Origin of the sequence: Pseudomonas sichuanensis (assembly GCF_024749065.1) — a bacterium.
Taxonomy (GTDB): Bacteria; Pseudomonadota; Gammaproteobacteria; order Pseudomonadales; family Pseudomonadaceae; genus Aquipseudomonas; species Aquipseudomonas sichuanensis.
The window spans coordinates 1,378,642-1,394,928 of the sequence record NZ_CP087185.1 but is presented as its reverse complement, the minus strand read 5'-3'; the positions used below and the strand labels follow the sequence as shown (position 1 = coordinate 1,394,928).

Below are 16,287 nucleotides of genomic sequence, written 5' to 3'. Positions count from 1 at the left end.
TTATTCCTGAGTCTGTCCCGAAGTCGGTACGCCCGAGCGGACGGATGCGTGTGCTTCACGCGCATCCCCGCCTGGGCCACCAGGCAAGTGGACGGAACGGTGGGCGCCCAAAAGGCGCCTGAACACTATAGAAACTGTGGAGACACCCACCCATGCAAACCGACACAACTCGCGAGAACCCGCAGGCTCTGGCGCCGCAGGCCGAGTCCAACCAGGACCTGGCTGCCACCGCCCCAGGCCAACTGCGCGTGATCAAGCGTAACGGTACTGTCGTCCCCTACACCGACGACAAGATCACCGTGGCCATCACCAAGGCGTTCCTCGCAGTTGAAGGCGGCACCGCTGCCGCTTCGTCGCGCATCCACGACACCGTCGCGCGCCTGACCGAGCAGGTCACCGCCACGTTCAAGCGTCGCATGCCATCGGGTGGCACCATCCACATCGAAGAAATCCAGGACCAGGTCGAACTGGCCCTGATGCGCGCCGGCGAGCAGAAAGTCGCCCGCGACTACGTGATCTACCGCGACCAGCGCGCCAAAGAGCGCGCCACCCGCGCCAACACCGGCGCCGTGGTCGAGCCGCACCCAAGCATCCGCATCACCCTGGCCGACGGCAGCCTGGCGCCGCTGGACATGGCGCGCCTGAACACCATCATCAGCGAAGCCTGCGAAGGCCTGGCCGAAGTCGATGGCGAGCTGATCCAGCGCGAAACCCTGAAGAACCTCTACGACGGCGTGGCCATCAAGGACGTCAACACCGCCCTGGTGATGACCTCCCGCACCCTGGTCGAGCGTGAGCCGAACTACTCGTTCGTCACCGCCCGCCTGCTGATGGACACCCTGCGCGCCGAAGGCCTGGGCTTCCTGGGCGTGGCCGACAGCGCCACCCACCACGAGATGGCCGACCTGTACGCCAAGGCCCTGCCGGCCTACGTGGCCAAAGGTATCGAGTTCGAACTGCTCAACCCGGCCCTGGCCGACTTCGACCTGGAAAAACTGGGCAAGGCGATCAACCACGAGCGCGACCAGCAGTTCACCTACCTGGGCCTGCAGACCCTGTACGACCGCTACTTCATCCACAAGGATGGCGTGCGCTTCGAGCTGCCGCAGGTGTTCTTCATGCGTGTGGCCATGGGCCTGGCGCTGGAAGAGAAAGACAAAGAAGCCCGCGCGATCGAGTTCTACAACCTGCTGTCGTCGTTCGACTACATGGCGTCCACGCCAACCCTGTTCAACGCCGGCACCCTGCGCCCGCAACTGTCCAGCTGCTACCTGACCACCGTGCCGGACGACCTGTCGGGCATCTACCACGCGATCCACGACAACGCCATGCTGTCGAAATTCGCCGGTGGCCTGGGCAACGACTGGACCCCGGTGCGCGCCCTGGGCTCGTACATCAAGGGCACCAACGGCAAGTCGCAAGGCGTCGTGCCGTTCCTCAAAGTCGTCAACGACACCGCCGTTGCCGTGAACCAGGGTGGCAAGCGCAAAGGCGCCGTGTGTGCCTACCTGGAAACCTGGCACCTGGACATCGAAGAATTCATCGAGCTGCGCAAGAACACCGGTGATGACCGTCGTCGTACCCACGACATGAACACCGCCAACTGGATCCCTGACCTGTTCATGAAGCGCGTCTTCGATGACGGCAAGTGGACCCTGTTCTCGCCAAGCGAAGTACCTGATCTGCACGACCTGACCGGCAAGGCCTTCGAAGAGCGCTACGAGTACTACGAAGCCCTGACCGAGTACAACAAGATCAAGGTGTTCAAGACCATCCAGGCCAAAGACCTGTGGCGCAAGATGCTGTCGATGCTGTTCGAGACCGGCCACCCGTGGCTGACCTTCAAGGACCCGTGCAACCTGCGCAGCCCGCAGCAGCACGTGGGCGTGGTCCACAGCTCGAACCTGTGCACCGAGATCACCCTGAACACCAACAAGGACGAGATCGCGGTCTGCAACCTGGGCTCGATCAACCTGCCGAACCACATCGTCGACGGCAAGCTGGACACCGCCAAGCTGCAACGCACCGTGAACACCGCCGTGCGCATGCTCGACAACGTGATCGACATCAACTACTACTCGGTGCCGCAGGCGCGTAACTCGAACCTCAAGCACCGCCCGGTCGGCCTGGGCATCATGGGCTTCCAGGACGCCCTGTACCTGCAGCACATCGCCTACGGCTCCGACGCTGCCGTCGAGTTCGCCGACAAGTCGATGGAAGCGGTCAGCTACTACGCGATCCAGGCCTCCTGCGACCTGGCCGACGAGCGCGGCGCCTACGAGACCTTCCAGGGTTCGCTGTGGTCCAAAGGCATCCTGCCGCTGGATTCGCAACAGATCCTGATCGAAGCCCGTGGCCAGAAGTACATCGACGTCGACCTGACCGAAAGCCTGGACTGGGCACCGGTCCGTGCCCGCGTGCAAAAAGGTATTCGTAACTCGAACATCATGGCCATCGCGCCGACCGCGACCATCGCCAACATCACCGGCGTGTCGCAGTCCATCGAGCCGACCTACCAGAACCTGTACGTGAAATCGAACCTGTCGGGCGAGTTCACCGTGATCAACCCGTACCTGGTGCGCGACCTGAAAGCTCGCGACCTGTGGGACTCGGTGATGATCAACGACCTGAAGTACTACGACGGTTCGGTGCAGCAGATCGAGCGTATCCCGCAAGAGCTCAAAGACCTGTACGCCACCGCGTTCGAAGTCGAGACCAAGTGGATCGTCGATGCCGCCTCCCGTCGCCAGAAGTGGATCGACCAGGCCCAGTCGCTGAACCTGTACATCGCCGGCGCCTCGGGCAAGAAGCTGGACGTAACCTACCGCATGGCCTGGTACCGTGGTCTGAAGACCACCTACTACCTCCGTGCCCTGGCCGCGACCAGCACCGAGAAGTCGACCATCAACACCGGCAAGCTCAACGCCGTGTCGAGCGGTGGCGACAGCGCCCCGGTCCAGGCCGCGGGCCCAGCCCCGGTACCGAAGGCTTGCGCCATCGACGAGCCGGATTGCGAAGCCTGCCAGTAAGGCTTGGCTGAGGCTTCCCCCGGGAAGCCTCTTTTTTCGTGTAGCCACACGGAACCCTGTGGGAGCGGGTTTACCCGCGAAGAGGCCGGCGCTGCCGCCCCCTGCCCCACAGCCAAACACAATAGGCCCGGGCGCCAATACCCGGGCCAGCCCCTCAAAGGGCATTCAGATTTGCGTGCACTGCAGTACCCCATCCGGGGCCAAAGCACCGCAACCAAGATCCACCGGCCATACTCAAGATGGCCCTCAAGCAGGAGAACTCACCATGCTGAGCTGGGACGAATTCGATAAAGAAGACGGCGAAGTAGCCGCCAAGGGCAACACCGGCGCACAAGCCGCCGCAGCCGCCACCCTGGACAAGCTCGACAGCGCCGGCGGTGCCGCCGCCCTGGAAGCCCGCGCCGCCACCGCCTCGGACTCCGACGCCGTCAAGCGCGCCAAGGCTGCCCTGGACGCCCTGGACATCGCCGAAGGCCTGGCCGAGCTGGAAGGCTCCTCGGCCCGCGTCGCCGTTGACGAAAAGCGCATGATCAACTGCCGCGCCGACCTCAACCAACTGGTCCCGTTCAAGTACGACTGGGCCTGGCAGAAGTACCTCGACGGCTGCGCCAACCACTGGATGCCGCAAGAGGTCAACATGACCGCCGACATCGCCCTGTGGAAGAGCATGGACGGCCTGACCGAAGACGAGCGCCGCATCGTGATGCGCAACCTCGGCTTCTTCTCCACCGCCGACTCGCTGGTTGCCAACAACCTGGCCCTGGCCGTGTACCGCCTGATCACCAACCCCGAGTGCCGCCAGTACATCCTGCGCCAGGCCTTCGAAGAGGCGATCCACACCCACGCCTACCAGTACTGCATCGAGTCGCTGGGCATGGATGAAGGCGAGATCTTCAACATGTACCACGAGATCCCGTCGGTCGCTAAGAAGGCGGCCTGGGGCCTGAAGTACACCCGCGCCATCTCGGACCCGGAGTTCAACACCGGCACCGTCGAGACCGACAAAGAGCTGCTGCGCAACCTGATCGCCTACTACTGCGTACTGGAAGGCATCTTCTTCTACTGCGGCTTCACCCAGATCCTGTCCATGGGCCGCCGCAACAAGATGACCGGCGTTGCCGAGCAGTTCCAGTACATCCTGCGTGACGAGTCCATGCACCTGAACTTCGGCATCGACGTGATCAACCAGATCAAGATCGAGAACCCGCACCTGTGGGATGCCGCGATGAAGGAAGAGGCTACCCAGATGATCCTGCAGGGGACTCAGCTGGAGATCGAATATGCGCGCGACACCATGCCACGCGGCGTACTGGGGATGAACGCGGCGATGATGGAGGATTACCTCAAGTTCATCGCTAACCGTCGTTTGACCCAGATTGGGTTGAAGGAAGAGTATCCGGGGACTACCAACCCGTTCCCTTGGATGAGCGAGATCATGGACTTGAAGAAGGAGAAGAACTTCTTTGAGACTCGGGTTATTGAGTATCAGACTGGTGGTGCGCTGAGCTGGGACTAGTTTGTCCGACCACTCCAGAAGGCTGCCCTCGGGCAGCCTTTTTTATTGCGTTCGCTTTCAAAGTATTTGCGTGAGGAACGAAAGGTGTTCGTCGGGGATCCTGTGGCGAACACTTGGTGCCCCTCATGCAATAGCACTCAAATGGGACTGTCAGTTTTTTTGTGTTCGGGCCGGTAACGGCCTGCCGTTAGGCAGGCCCTGATTTTCACCAGGCTGGCCTGATGAACCGATCTCCGTACAGAATCGCAAATTGATTCATCGCGCTTTTCCAGTCATGGGCTGGTTTTCCCCAATTGGCTGTTATGTTGCGCAATCCCAGCCAAATCAGTTTGGTCGCTGCATCATCATTCGGGAAATGCCCGCGAGTCTTGATCACCTTACGTAGCTGGGCGTTGATGCTCTCAATGGCGTTGGTGGTGTAAATCACCTTCCTAATGGCCGGAGGGAAGACGAAAAATGGAATCACTCGATCCCAGGCGCGCCTCCAAGCAGCCACCACCGTCGGATATTTCTCGCCCCATGGCCCGTTCTCAAACTCATCGAGTGCTTGCTCAGCCGCTTCGGCATTGATGGCTTGGTAAATCGGTTTCAGCTCCTTTGCCAGAGCTCGCCGCTTGTCCCAGGCTGCGAAGTCCAGGCTGTTGCGGATCAGGTGCACAATGCACGTCTGCAACGTCGTTTCTGGAAACACGGCACTGAGGGCCTCCGGCATGCCTTTGAGGCCATCGGTCACGGCAATCAGCACATCCTCGACGCCACGTGTCTTGAGATCGTTAAACACCTTCATCCAGAACTTTGCACCCTCAGTGTTCTCGATCCAGATGCCCAAGATATCGCGCGTCCCATCGGGGAGAACGCCCAATGCCAAGTAAATGGCCTTGTTGCGCACCAAGCCTTCTTCGCGAATCTTCACTCGCAGTGCATCAAAGAAAATGACCGGGTACATCGGCTCCAGTGGCCGCTGTTGCCACGCGCCAATCTCTTCCATGACCTCGTCTGTCACCGAGCTGATGAAATCGGGTGAAACGTCGGTTCCATACTGCTCGGACAGGAAGGCCCGGATCTCTCTGACCGTCATTCCACGGGCGTACATGGCGATGATTTTGTCATCGAATCCGGTGTAACGGCGCTCATGCTTGGGGATCAGGATGGGCGAAAAACTGCCGTCACGGTCCCGAGGGATATCCAGCCGTAGCGGGCCATCGCCTGTCAGTACAGTCTTGCCACTCGTGCCATTGCGCTGGTTGGTCTCATCCTCTGGGCGCTGCGCGCCCGGTGGATAGCCCAGGTGATGACCCAGTTCGGCGTTCAGGGCTCGCTCGATCAGTGCTTTCTTGAAGGCGGCAGAGGCCTCTTCGATAGCCTCTGCGGTCATCAGTGGGGTTGCGGAAAACTGTTCAAGCAGCTCTTTCGGGACCTTCGGTAACTCTCGAAGCGGTTTCTTTTTGGTTGGCATGCATGCACCTCTTACTCATGGTATGCCCGAACACAAAATTTCTGACACCCTCACTCAAATGCCCTCAAACATCTGATATCAAATCAAGAAGCGCCCTACAGATTTGCCACTTTTTACCACCATGTATGGACTTGAGACATCGTTGACACCTGTGCGGGGACATGGTGGACACATTATCGCTTACCGTCGGGGTTGTTGAAGTCGATGGTTCGCAGCTTGTGTTGGCAGAAGTAAACATCAAAATGGTCAGCTCCTTGATCGCTACGGCGGAGCGCTAACACATAGCCCGCTAGCGCCTTCGCTATCCGAAATGAGCGCTTCTTGAAGCGGAACTGACTGCTGTAGGGCTTCACCAGAATATCGTCGGGACCGTATTCAATGGTCGGTAGACGGCTTGGGAAAGCCCGCCTGCTCATCTGGTAGCGATCTGCCGGCACTTTGTAGTCCAGTTGCTGATGAGGACGCTTGTAGTTGTAGATGCCCCGCCAGAGGTCGAAAGCTTCCTGCGCTTCTCGCAGATCCCGAAAGCTGCGCCCTGTCAGTACCTCGGCCTTGAGCGTCCGATGGAATCGCTCATCCTTGCCATTGGTTTGTGGGTGGCCTGGCCTGCTGAAAGTCAGTCGAATTCCCAGGCGAACCAGCCAGATACCTAGCGGTGTGAGTTCTCCAGGATTTCTTGGTGCTCCCCAGGGCGAGCCATTATCCGCGTTGATCTGCGCAGGCAGTCCATACCGGCTGAATAGATCGGTCAGGTGCTCCATGACCAACCCTGTGCGCTGATGTGCGCAGGCCTGTATCACAAGGTTGAAGCGAGAGTGGTCATCAATCAGCGTCAGCGGATAACAAGGTCCCTGGGCCGTTTGGAAGAAGCCGAGGGTGTCAGAAATTTTGTGTTCGGGCATACCATGAGTAAGAGGTGCATGCATGCCAACCAAAAAGAAACCGCTTCGAGAGTTACCGAAGGTCCCGAAAGAGCTGCTTGAACAGTTTTCCGCAACCCCACTGATGACCGCAGAGGCTATCGAAGAGGCTTCTGCCGCCTTCAAGAAAGCGTTGATCGAGCGGGCCCTGAACGCCGAACTTGGCCATCACCTGGGCTATCCTCCGGGCGCGCAGCGCCCAGAGGATGAGACCAACCAGCGCAATGGCACGAGTGGCAAGACAGTGCTGACAGGCGATGGCCCGCTACGGCTGGATATCCCTCGGGACCGTGACGGCAGCTTCTCGCCCATTCTGATCCCCAAGCATGAGCGCCGTTACACCGGATTCGATGACAAAATCATCGCCATGTACGCCCGTGGAATGACGGTCAGAGAGATCCGGGCCTTCCTGTCCGAGCAGTATGGAACCGACGTTTCACCCGATTTCATCAGCTCTGTGACAGACGAGGTCATGGAAGAGATTGGCGCGTGGCAACAGCGGCCACTGGAGCCGATGTACCCGGTCATTTTCTTCGATGCGCTGCGGGTGAAGATCCGCGAAGAAGGTCTGGTTCGCAACAAGGCCATTTACTTGGCCCTGGGCGTTCTCCCCGACGGGACGCGCGATATCCTGGGCATCTGGATCGAGAACACCGAGGGTGCGAAGTTCTGGATGAAGGTCTTTAACGACCTCAAGAAGCGTGGCGTCGAAGATGTGCTGATTGCCGTGACCGATGGCCTCAAAGGCATGCCAGAGGCCCTCAGCGCAGTGTTTCCAGAAACGACGCTGCAGACGTGCATCGTGCACCTGATCCGCAACAGCCTCGACTACGCGGCCTGGGACAAGCGGCGGGCTCTGGCCAAGGAGCTGAAGCCGATTTACCAAGCCATCAATGCCGAAGCGGCTGAGCAAGCACTCGATGAGTTTGAGAACGGGCCGTGGGGCGAGAAATATCCGACGGTGGTGGCTGCTTGGCGACGGGCTTGGGATCGCGTGATTCCATTCTTTGTTTTCCCGCCCGCCATCCGAAAGGTGATCTATACCACCAACGCCATCGAGAGCATCAATGCCCAGCTACGCAAGGTCATCAAGACTCGCGGACATTTCCCGAATGATGATGCAGCGACCAAACTGATTTGGCTGGGATTGCGCAACATCACAGCCAATTGGGGAAAACCGGCCCATGACTGGAAAAGCGCGATGAATCAATTTGCGATTCTGTATGGAGATCGGTTCATCAGGCCAACCTGGTGAGAATCAGGGCCTGCCTAGCGGCAGGCCATTACCGGCCCGCACACAAAAAATCTGACAGTCCCAAGAAGCCTTTAAAATCGATCTGCCACAGATCATTTGGGGCTTCGCGCTCAAAGCGTGTCCATGGTTTAGCAGCCTCAGAGGCCTCTGCGGTGATCAATCCATGCCGATGCAGGACATTGGTTACGGTGCTGGCACAGATTCGCTGATCAAGCAGATGACTGATCTTTCGGCCACCCCACGTGGAGTGCTCCTTACGGATGGCAATCACTTCCTCTTCTAGCCCAGGCTGAGTCTTGCGAGGGCTGACGGCCGGCTTTCGAGAGCGCTCCTGCAAGCCAGGCAGGCCGTCCTGTCGAAATCGGTTGAGCCATTTGTAACCCGTCTGAGGGCTAATGCCGAACCGGCGGCACAGCTCCCTCATGTTGGCGTCCGGGTGATTGGCCAGGTTAACGAACTCTTCTCTCAAGCTCATGGCATCTCTCGCGTTCCAAGGCATGGTCGTATTCCCGGCAGATTGCTTGCCGAAAAGTGTCCACCATGTCTCCGCACACGTGTCCACCATGTGTCCGGTCCATACACCACCAGCAAATCACGCTAATTTCTCCAAGCGCTAAGAACGCTCACGCAGCGGAATCCCGTTCCCGTTAGCAACGGCTCTCCTGATTCTGGAAGGCCAATGATGGACAACCACTACTCCTCCACCCTCTTCACCCGCCACAACCGCCCCCTCCATACCCTCTGGCTCGAATCCCAAGCCTGGTTCTGCGCCCACGAACTCGGCCGAATGACCGGTCGCTTCTTCGACGAACACTGCATCCGCAAGCTCGACCCGGACCAGCATCGCACCGTGCAGCTGCTGCGCTACGGCCAGTACAGCGAGACCACCATGGTCAGCGAGTCCGGGGCCTATACCCTGCTGGCCCATCATCACATTCCAGAGAACCGCCACCTGCGGCACTGGCTGACCCATGAGGTAGTGGCGGTGCTGCGCGATGGGCAGGACTCGGCGCTGGACGACCTGCCGCGCCTGGGCAGGATGTGCTGGCCGGGTGGGCATACGGCGAGCCTTTTGTATTGGCAGAGCGAGCCTTGGGTACGGATGCGGGATATGCCGGTGGTGATGGCGGCGGAAGTGCCTTTGGCCGTGAGTGCAAAGCGCAAGCTGAGCTGGAAGGAATGTGCGCAGCGGGCGTTGCGGTTGCATGGGGTTGGGGATTGAAGATCCCTGGGGCCGCGCTGCGGCCCTTCGCGGGTAAACCCGCTCCCACACTAAGCGGGAATGGCAGAAGAAGGGCTTGCCCTCGCCACAAAGGGCATCGATGTGCCGGACTAGAACATGCCAGTCACGTGGTCGAGGGCAAGACCGTTAGTGAGTTTAGAGCGGATCATGAGTGTTGCGACTTCGAAGGCATGCGCAACTGACATGACCCGATGCAGAGCGATGCGCTCATAGCTTGCACTGGCCAGGAGAACCCATGGCAACCGTTCAGAAAAAACAGCTCAGCGACGCAGCACTCGAACATTTGGAATGCCAGATTCCAAAAATGGCAGCGGCTGCTACGCGCCTTGCCTACTACCGCGCCGTCGCAGCAGGGCACACCGTGGTTACCGTCGAGCAGGATCGAATCGTAGCAACCCATGCTGACGGGCAGGTTGAGGTGTTGGTCGAATCCAGGCCGCGCCGCAGGGTCCAGAAAGGCCAGGTCCTTACCGTTCGCAAGATCGATGGGGGCACCTAAACTGCGTTTTTTTGCCGGACCCAACGGCTCCGGCAAAAGCACCATCAAGGATCAGATCCCGGCAGGCCTGATAAAGATCTACATCAATGCAGATGACTTGGAACAAGCTGCGCGTGCAACCGGCTTCATCAATCTGGCCGAATTCGATATCAGCCCGCCCCTCCAGAGGCTGACTACCTTCCCGGCTAATCCCCCTTGCTGATCAAGGCAAAGCTGCAGCAAAGCGTAGGAGCAGATTCGCCGCTGGGGCTTACACCGCGAAGCCAGTGCCATCCTTCGCGGGGCAAGCCCGCTCCCACGCCCTTATCTGCTCACAATGGACTTAATGGGCGACATCCAACGGCATCCGATACTCGATCACCCCCGGCTTCTCGGCAATCCAGTCATACAACCGCTGCGCAGTCCGGTTGGTCTCCTGGGTATGCCAGTACAACCGGTCGCACTGCTGCTGCCGGGCCTGGTCCTGGACGAACTCGATCAGCCGTTTGCCGACCGTCCGGCCCCGTGCGCTCGGGCACACGAACAGGTCTTCCAGGTAGCAGAAGTCGTTGCGCCCCCAGGTCGAACGGTGGAACACGTAGTGGACGAAGCCGAAGATCTGCTCCCCGTCGGTGGCCACGGCGCAGTGCATGGGCTCGGCCGGGTCGAAGAAGCGGGCCCAGGTGCGCTCGGTGATGGCTGGGCCCAGGTCCACTTGGTAGAAGGCCTGGTATTGCGCCCAGTAATCGCACCAGGGCTGCAGATCGGCTTGCTTCACTCGGCGAACGAAAACGGGAAGTTGGGTGGTGGTCATTGTTGGAACCCTTTTGGACACGACAGCGTGAATGAGTGAGGGGCCGGCCTGCCCGTAGCGCATGCCTTCCTTGGCGGCTGCTTGCGGGCCTGGGTTTTATAGCGGATAAATGGTTGGTTTTTACCTGCCAATTACTTGGTAAAAGCCAGACCACTTTGAGGTTCCGGGTAGGGGTAAGGCTTGAGATTGCCGGGGGCGCTTTGCGCCCCTTTCGCGGCACAAGGCCGCTCCTACAGGGGTTCGCGGTCGCCTGTAGGAGCGGCCTTGTGTCGCGAAAGGGCTGCGAAGCGGCCCCAGCATTAGCAGCCCTAAATCAGAACCATCAGCCAGGGAATCAGGCCAATGTTCAAACACGCACAACTGGAATCGGTAAAAGCCTGGATCAACGACCCCGCCCACAACGCGCTGGCCTTGCATGTGCGCATCCAGCGGGCGATCCGCCAGTTGATCCTCGACGGCGCACTGCCAGTGGGCAAGGCGCTGCCCGCCTCGCGCCCGCTGGCCCAGTCCCTGGGTGTGTCGCGGGATACCGTGGAGTCGGCCTACAGCCAGTTACACGCCGAAGGCTTCATCGAGCGGCGCGTAGGCAGCGGCAGCTTCGTGTCGCAACGGGCCCGGTGCCTGCCGCTGCGCAAGCGCCAGCGCCCGGCACACAGCGAAGCCCCTGTGCAGTTGAGCCGCCGAGGCACGGCGATTCTGCACAGCGGCGGCGTCCATAACTTCCAGTCGCCCCGCCCCTTCGCCCCCGGCGTGGCCGAAACCCGGCACTTCCCCCTGGCCATCTGGGAGAAGCTGGAGCGGCAGGTGTACAAGGAATACGGCACACGGGCGCTGGAGCACAGCGAGCCACAGGGCATGGCCCCGCTGCGCAAGGCAATCGCCGATTACCTCAACCTAGAGCGCGGCGCCCAGGCATCCGCCGAGCGCATCCTGATCCTCACCAGTTCGCAGCAGGCACTGGGGTTGTGCGCCCAGGTGCTGATGGACGCCGACGACAAAGTGCTGGTCGAGGACCCGCTGTACCAGGGCACCCGCAAGGCCATCACTGCGGCGGGCCTGGCAGGCGTACCAGTACCCGTGGATGAGCACGGCCTGCAGGTGGACGCCATGGCCCGGCTCGCGCCGGACGCCCGGGCGCTGTTCCTCACCCCCTCCCACCAATACCCGACCGGCGCGACCCTGTCGCTGGACCGGCGCCTGCTGGCGATCGAGTGGGCGCGCCAGCAACAGGCCTGGATCATCGAGGACGACTACGACAGCGAGTTCCACTACGCCGGCCGCCCCACCGCCTGCGTGCAGGGCCTGGACCCGCATGACCGCACGTTGTACATCGGCACCTTCACCAAATCGCTGTTCGCCGGGCTGCGCATCGGCTACCTGCTGCTGCCGCCGCAACTCGTCGCGCCGATGACCGCCGCCCGAACCCTGCAGGACGGGCATAACGCCTCCATCGCCCAGCTGACCCTGGCCAGGTTCATGGAGGGCGGCCACTTCAACGCCCATGTGCGGGCCATGCCCGGGCTCTACGCCGAGCGGCGCGATGTGCTGGCGGATCTCATTCAGCGGCACCTGGCGGCATTTCTCGTGCCGCAGATCCCGGCCGGGGGGCTGCAGATGCCCTGCCACTTCGTCCAGGCCTTGCCTGAAGACGCCGTGGTCAGGGCTGCGCGCGGGGTGGGGATCGACCTGCTCGGGCTGGGCGGCCTGTATGCGGTGCCGAGGAACGATGTGGGCTTGCTGATGGGGTTTGCCGCTCAAACGACCGCCGAGATGAAGGCCGCGGTGGTGAAACTGGAAAAGGTGTTGGCAGGCTTGGCCACTGCGGGACGCCCGCGTCGATAAACCGTACTCCACGAAACCAATTGCCGTAGAGGAAGGCAGCGAAACCGCCCCGCCAACCCTCTAACACTAACGCCTAGAATACTTGGCTCAAAAGCGGTAAAAACCGCATAACGCCTACTTATGCAGGCTTTATAAAACATCAGAGCCACCTTCAAAAATCGCTTTTCAACGCCTGAGATTCTGGGCAAAGAGATCGATAACGGCCTTTTAAACATAGGATTCCAGGCGTTATGAAAGCCACATCAATGACCGACGACGCCATCGCCCGTGAGATCGGCCAGCGCATTGAAGCGATCCGCTTGAAGCGTAATATCGGCCAGGACATCGTTGCCCATGAAGCCGGGATCTCTCGGGAGACCTACCGCAAGCTCACGGCCGGCAAAGGCACCTTGGTCAATGTAATCGCCGTGCTGCGGGTGCTTGGGGAGTTGGAGCGCCTCGCCAGCCTGATCGAGGAAGTCAGAAGCAGCCCCTTGCAGCTGGCGAAAATGCAGGGCAAGCAAAGGCAGCGAGCGACAGTTACACGGGCAACCCAGCCGGCGCCTGAACACACCGGCAAAACCCCGATTGGAAAGCCCTCGCTCATTGGTGGCCAGAACCCCCACAAGGATGAAAGCTAGTGATCGCACAGTGGCCACGCTTTGCCAGGGAAGCGGGTGTGCCTGCCACAGCCAGTGCGCGGATTGGCGAGGCACACCGGCTGTATCTTGGCGAGGGGCTATGAACCTGGCCCGCTACACGGCGCGATAACGCTCAGCCACCTGGGACTGGCGCAAATCCCCCATCAACATCTGCCGCGCACCGTCCAGCGCCGCCCAGCGCTCGGCGTGCTGCAACGGCGGGATAGTGATCGCCTCGCGCCGGTCATAGCCCACCAGGGCGGCATCGACCAGATCCTGTACCTCCATCACTTCAGGCAGAGAATCGATGTCCAGCCCGGAGCGTGACCAGATTTCGGTACGGGTCGCTGCCGGCAGCACGGCCTGCACATAAACACCCTTTGGCCCCAGTTCCAGCGCCAGCCCCTGGGACAGGAACTGCACGAAGGCCTTGGTAGCGCCATACACCGTCATGCCCAGCTCCGGTGCCAGCCCCACCACCGAACCGATGTTGACGATCGCACCACTGCCCTGCTCGGCCAGACGCGGGGCGATGGCGGCCGCCAGGCGGGTGACGGCGGTGACGTTGAGGCCGATCAGGCGTTCGAGGCTTTCGCCGTTCTGCCCGAGGAAACCGCCCGACTGGCCTTGGCCTGCGTTGTTGATCAGTACACCGATGCGGCCATCTTCACGCAAACGGGCTTCGACCTTGGCCAGGGCATCTTCCTGCGTCAGGTCGGCGACCAGCACCTCGACCGCGACGGCAAATTGCTCATGCAGACGATCGGCCAGGGCTTCCAGCCGGGCCTGATCGCGGGCGACCAGTACCAGGTCGTGGCCGCGCTGGGCGAAGCGTTCGGCATAGGTGGCACCGATGCCGCTGGAAGCGCCGGTGACAAGAACGGTAGGCAAGGCACTCATGGGTAGATCCTCAAGGTTGGGTGGGCCTGCCATTATGATTACGGTCATAATCTAACCGTGTCAACGTTTTGATGATGAACAACATCAATGTATGATGAGCCCCACCATCCCGGTGCAGGAGTCGCCCGCCATGAAAGTCACCAAGGCACAAGCCCAAGCCAACCGCGCGCACATTGTCGAAACGGCTTCCTCGCTGTTTCGCGAGCGGGGGTATGACGGGGTCGGTGTGGCCGACCTGATGGCCGCTGCCGGTTTCACCCATGGTGGGTTCTACAAGCACTTCGGCTCCAAGGCCGACCTCATGGCCGAGGCAGCAGCTTGTGGCCTGGCCAGCAGCGCGGCGCGCAGCGAAGGGGTCGATCTGGCGGACTACCTGGGCCAGTACCTGTCCAGGGAGCACCGCGACAATCCGGCGCAAGGCTGCACCCTGGCGGCGCTGAGCAACGATGCGGCGCGCCAGCCCGAGGCCGTCAAGGCGGTGTTTGCCCAAGGGCTGGAGCAGTTGCTGCAGACGCTGCAGGCGGCCGGCGGGCCAATCGATGCTGCCGATGAAAAGGCCCAGCGTGCCCGGCGCTTGAGCGTGATTGCCACCTTGGTGGGGGCCATCGCGCTGTCCCGCGCCTGCCCGGATGATTCGCCGTTGGCGGATGAAATTCTCGAGGCTTGCCGGGCCCGGCTGCTTCCACCGCGATAACTTTCACTCGAACACTGCCCTGCACTGTGGGAACAACTGTCCTGTCCTAAAGTGCCTGTACTGGCCGCATCGCTGGCAAGCCAGCTCCCACAGCTTGGGTTCGCCCGGTCGAGGTGGGAGCCGGCTTGCCGGCGATCACCGGCGTAGCCGGTGCCATGCACCGCGTCGCCTGATTTGCGGGTAAACCAGCTCCCACAGGGATCGCGCAAGGCATTCTGATTTTGAGCAAGCCAGGCTCCCGCTAGCCGCCTTCCCCTGTATTGAAAAATCCCGATTTTCTGTATCTGTCGCCCTCCCCTCCCAGCCCCGCACCATCACTCCCGCAGCGCCAGGCACACCCAGCCGGCGCGCAGTTGCATACCAACCCCAACATCATGAGCAACATCGTTTCCACGGATGGAAAGCGCGTTTGTAGATAACCGTAGAACAGGCAAGCGCTACCACCCGGTACCTCACTTCCCTGCTGCCCCGTTACTTCAAAGCCTGCCGCCCCAACGGCGGACGGCCCGCTTCATTCAGGAAATCTGACAGGGATGCCCTAATGATCAAGCAACTGATAAACGAAAATAACTACATCCAGGTCGATCAGCTGTGCAGTGCCAAGGTGCACTTGAAGATCGAGGGCCTGAACCCGGCCGGCTCCATCAAGCTCAAGACCGCCCACGCAATCGTCGCCGACCTGGAAAGCCGTGGGCTGATCACCCCCAGAACGCGGCTGATCGAATCCTCGTCGGGCAACCTCGGCGTGGCCCTGGCGATGGTCTGCGCGGCCAAGGGCTACCAGTTCGTCTGCGTCATCGACCCGAACACTTCGGCGCCCAACCGCAAACTGATCCAGGCCCTGGGTGCGCAGGTGATCGTGGTCGACCAGCGCGACGAGAACGGTGGTTTCCTCTACTCGCGCATCCGCCTGATCGAACAGATGGTCGCGCAGAACCCCGACTACATCTGGCTCAACCAGTACCAGAACCCGAACAACCCGCTGGCCCACTACAACGCCACCGCGCGGGCCATCGCCGAGAAGTTCGGGCATGTCGACTACCTGTTCGTCGGCGCTGGCACCACCGGCACGCTGATGGGCTGCAAGCGCTACTTCGCCGACCACCACCCGCGCACCAAGGTGATCGCGGTGGACTCGGTCGGTTCGGTGACCTTCGGCCTGCCCGGCGGCACCCGCCATATCCCGGGGCTCGGCACCAGCCGCCGCCCCGAGATCTACGAGCCCAGCGATATCCACGCCTTCCTCACCGTGCCCGAGGTGCGCACGGTCCAGGTATGCCGCTGGCTGGCGCAGCGCTACGGCCTGCTGTTCGGTGGTTCCACCGGCACGGTGCTGGCCGGCGTGCAGCAGTGGGCAGCGCAGATCCGCCCGGACGATGTGGTGGTGGCGATCTCCCCGGACATGGGCGAGCGCTACCTGGAAACCCTCTATTCAGACGACTGGGTCAGCCAACGCTTGGGCCCGGACGCGCTGCAACCCTTGTTCCCCGAATTCCCTCTCTCCCTTACGGCGTAACCAG

Annotated in this window: 12 protein-coding genes and 2 pseudogenes; 9 read left to right on the top strand and 5 right to left on the bottom strand. The window is 61.1% G+C overall.

What is annotated here, in order from left to right; translation table 11 throughout:
- Positions 1–152 precede the first annotated feature (152 nt).
- Positions 153–3,029: a ribonucleoside-diphosphate reductase subunit alpha gene (locus LOY51_RS06475; RefSeq protein ID WP_125462958.1), complete on the top strand. Its 2,877-nt coding sequence runs from the start codon at positions 153–155 to the stop codon at positions 3,027–3,029.
- Between the two features lie 265 nt (positions 3,030–3,294).
- Positions 3,295–4,545 (top strand): ribonucleotide-diphosphate reductase subunit beta, encoded by a 1,251-nt coding sequence (locus LOY51_RS06470; RefSeq protein WP_110993000.1) that lies wholly within the window; start codon positions 3,295–3,297, stop codon positions 4,543–4,545.
- Positions 4,546–4,750: 205 nt separating this feature from the next.
- Here the strand turns inward: LOY51_RS06470 and LOY51_RS06465 are convergent, their stop codons facing one another.
- Both LOY51_RS06465 and LOY51_RS06460 read right to left on the bottom strand, forming a co-directional pair.
- Positions 4,751–6,001 (bottom strand): IS256 family transposase, encoded by a 1,251-nt coding sequence (locus LOY51_RS06465; RefSeq protein ID WP_258644796.1) that lies wholly within the window; start codon positions 5,999–6,001, stop codon positions 4,751–4,753.
- Between the two features lie 173 nt (positions 6,002–6,174).
- Positions 6,175–6,882 (bottom strand): annotated as a pseudogene (locus tag LOY51_RS06460) (integrase core domain-containing protein); the annotation flags it as partial.
- A gap of 43 nt (positions 6,883–6,925) precedes the next feature.
- On the opposite strand from LOY51_RS06460, the gene LOY51_RS06455 reads away from it, so the two are divergent.
- Positions 6,926–8,176: an IS256 family transposase gene (locus LOY51_RS06455; protein ID WP_125858773.1), complete on the top strand. Its 1,251-nt coding sequence runs from the start codon at positions 6,926–6,928 to the stop codon at positions 8,174–8,176.
- Between the two features lie 40 nt (positions 8,177–8,216).
- On the opposite strand, the pseudogene LOY51_RS06450 reads toward LOY51_RS06455, so the two are convergent.
- A pseudogene (locus tag LOY51_RS06450) lies at positions 8,217–8,675 on the bottom strand (helix-turn-helix domain-containing protein); the annotation flags it as partial.
- A 183-nt stretch (positions 8,676–8,858) separates the two neighbouring features.
- Here LOY51_RS06450 and LOY51_RS06445 point away from each other — a divergent pair.
- Together LOY51_RS06445 and LOY51_RS06440 are read left to right on the top strand one after the other, a co-directional pair.
- On the top strand, positions 8,859–9,398 hold the full coding sequence (locus tag LOY51_RS06445; RefSeq protein ID WP_322359392.1) for a BRO-N domain-containing protein: 540 nt from the start codon (positions 8,859–8,861) through the stop codon (positions 9,396–9,398).
- A 256-nt stretch (positions 9,399–9,654) separates the two neighbouring features.
- On the top strand, positions 9,655–9,918 hold the full coding sequence (locus LOY51_RS06440; protein WP_258645289.1) for a hypothetical protein: 264 nt from the start codon (positions 9,655–9,657) through the stop codon (positions 9,916–9,918).
- 322 nt (positions 9,919–10,240) lie between these two features.
- Here LOY51_RS06440 and LOY51_RS06435 read toward each other — a convergent pair whose 3' ends face one another.
- On the bottom strand, positions 10,241–10,711 hold the full coding sequence (locus LOY51_RS06435; protein WP_258645287.1) for a GNAT family N-acetyltransferase: 471 nt from the start codon (positions 10,709–10,711) through the stop codon (positions 10,241–10,243).
- 342 nt (positions 10,712–11,053) lie between these two features.
- On the opposite strand from LOY51_RS06435, the gene pdxR reads away from it, so the two are divergent.
- Positions 11,054–12,553 (top strand): MocR-like pyridoxine biosynthesis transcription factor PdxR, encoded by a 1,500-nt coding sequence (gene pdxR, locus LOY51_RS06430; protein WP_258645285.1) that lies wholly within the window; start codon positions 11,054–11,056, stop codon positions 12,551–12,553.
- 245 nt (positions 12,554–12,798) lie between these two features.
- Positions 12,799–13,173 carry a helix-turn-helix domain-containing protein gene (locus tag LOY51_RS06425; protein ID WP_258645283.1) on the top strand — a complete coding sequence of 125 codons (375 nt, stop codon included), beginning with the start codon at positions 12,799–12,801 and terminating at the stop codon, positions 13,171–13,173.
- 114 nt (positions 13,174–13,287) lie between these two features.
- Here the strand turns inward: LOY51_RS06425 and LOY51_RS06420 are convergent, their stop codons facing one another.
- Positions 13,288–14,073 (bottom strand): SDR family NAD(P)-dependent oxidoreductase, encoded by a 786-nt coding sequence (locus tag LOY51_RS06420; protein WP_258645282.1) that lies wholly within the window; start codon positions 14,071–14,073, stop codon positions 13,288–13,290.
- Between the two features lie 130 nt (positions 14,074–14,203).
- Here LOY51_RS06420 and LOY51_RS06415 point away from each other — a divergent pair, with 130 nt between their 5' ends.
- Both LOY51_RS06415 and sbnA read left to right on the top strand, forming a co-directional pair.
- The gene (locus tag LOY51_RS06415; protein WP_258645279.1) at positions 14,204–14,767 is read left to right on the top strand and encodes a TetR/AcrR family transcriptional regulator; all 564 of its coding nucleotides are present in this window, start codon (positions 14,204–14,206) and stop codon (positions 14,765–14,767) included.
- A gap of 541 nt (positions 14,768–15,308) precedes the next feature.
- Positions 15,309–16,283, top strand: a complete 975-nt coding sequence (gene sbnA, locus LOY51_RS26965) for a 2,3-diaminopropionate biosynthesis protein SbnA (RefSeq protein ID WP_309475589.1) — start codon at positions 15,309–15,311, stop codon at positions 16,281–16,283.
- Positions 16,284–16,287: the final 4 nt, after the last annotated feature.

Excerpts from the sequence above, each read along its gene's own strand:
- LOY51_RS06435 (WP_258645287.1), bottom strand. The coding sequence starts at position 10,711 with ATGACCACCACCCAACTTCCCGTTTTCGTTCGCCGAGTGAAGCAAGCC.
- LOY51_RS06465 (WP_258644796.1), bottom strand. The coding sequence starts at position 6,001 with ATGCCAACCAAAAAGAAACCGCTTCGAGAGTTACCGAAGGTCCCGAAA.
- LOY51_RS06445 (WP_322359392.1), top strand. The coding sequence starts at position 8,859 with ATGGACAACCACTACTCCTCCACCCTCTTCACCCGCCACAACCGCCCC.
- LOY51_RS06475 (WP_125462958.1), top strand. The coding sequence starts at position 153 with ATGCAAACCGACACAACTCGCGAGAACCCGCAGGCTCTGGCGCCGCAG.
- pdxR (WP_258645285.1), top strand. The coding sequence starts at position 11,054 with ATGTTCAAACACGCACAACTGGAATCGGTAAAAGCCTGGATCAACGAC.
- LOY51_RS06420 (WP_258645282.1), bottom strand. The coding sequence starts at position 14,073 with ATGAGTGCCTTGCCTACCGTTCTTGTCACCGGCGCTTCCAGCGGCATC.
- LOY51_RS06470 (WP_110993000.1), top strand. The coding sequence starts at position 3,295 with ATGCTGAGCTGGGACGAATTCGATAAAGAAGACGGCGAAGTAGCCGCC.
- LOY51_RS06440 (WP_258645289.1), top strand. The coding sequence starts at position 9,655 with ATGGCAACCGTTCAGAAAAAACAGCTCAGCGACGCAGCACTCGAACAT.
- LOY51_RS06425 (WP_258645283.1), top strand. The coding sequence starts at position 12,799 with ATGACCGACGACGCCATCGCCCGTGAGATCGGCCAGCGCATTGAAGCG.
- LOY51_RS06415 (WP_258645279.1), top strand. The coding sequence starts at position 14,204 with ATGAAAGTCACCAAGGCACAAGCCCAAGCCAACCGCGCGCACATTGTC.
- sbnA (WP_309475589.1), top strand. The coding sequence starts at position 15,309 with ATGATCAAGCAACTGATAAACGAAAATAACTACATCCAGGTCGATCAG.
- LOY51_RS06455 (WP_125858773.1), top strand. The coding sequence starts at position 6,926 with ATGCCAACCAAAAAGAAACCGCTTCGAGAGTTACCGAAGGTCCCGAAA.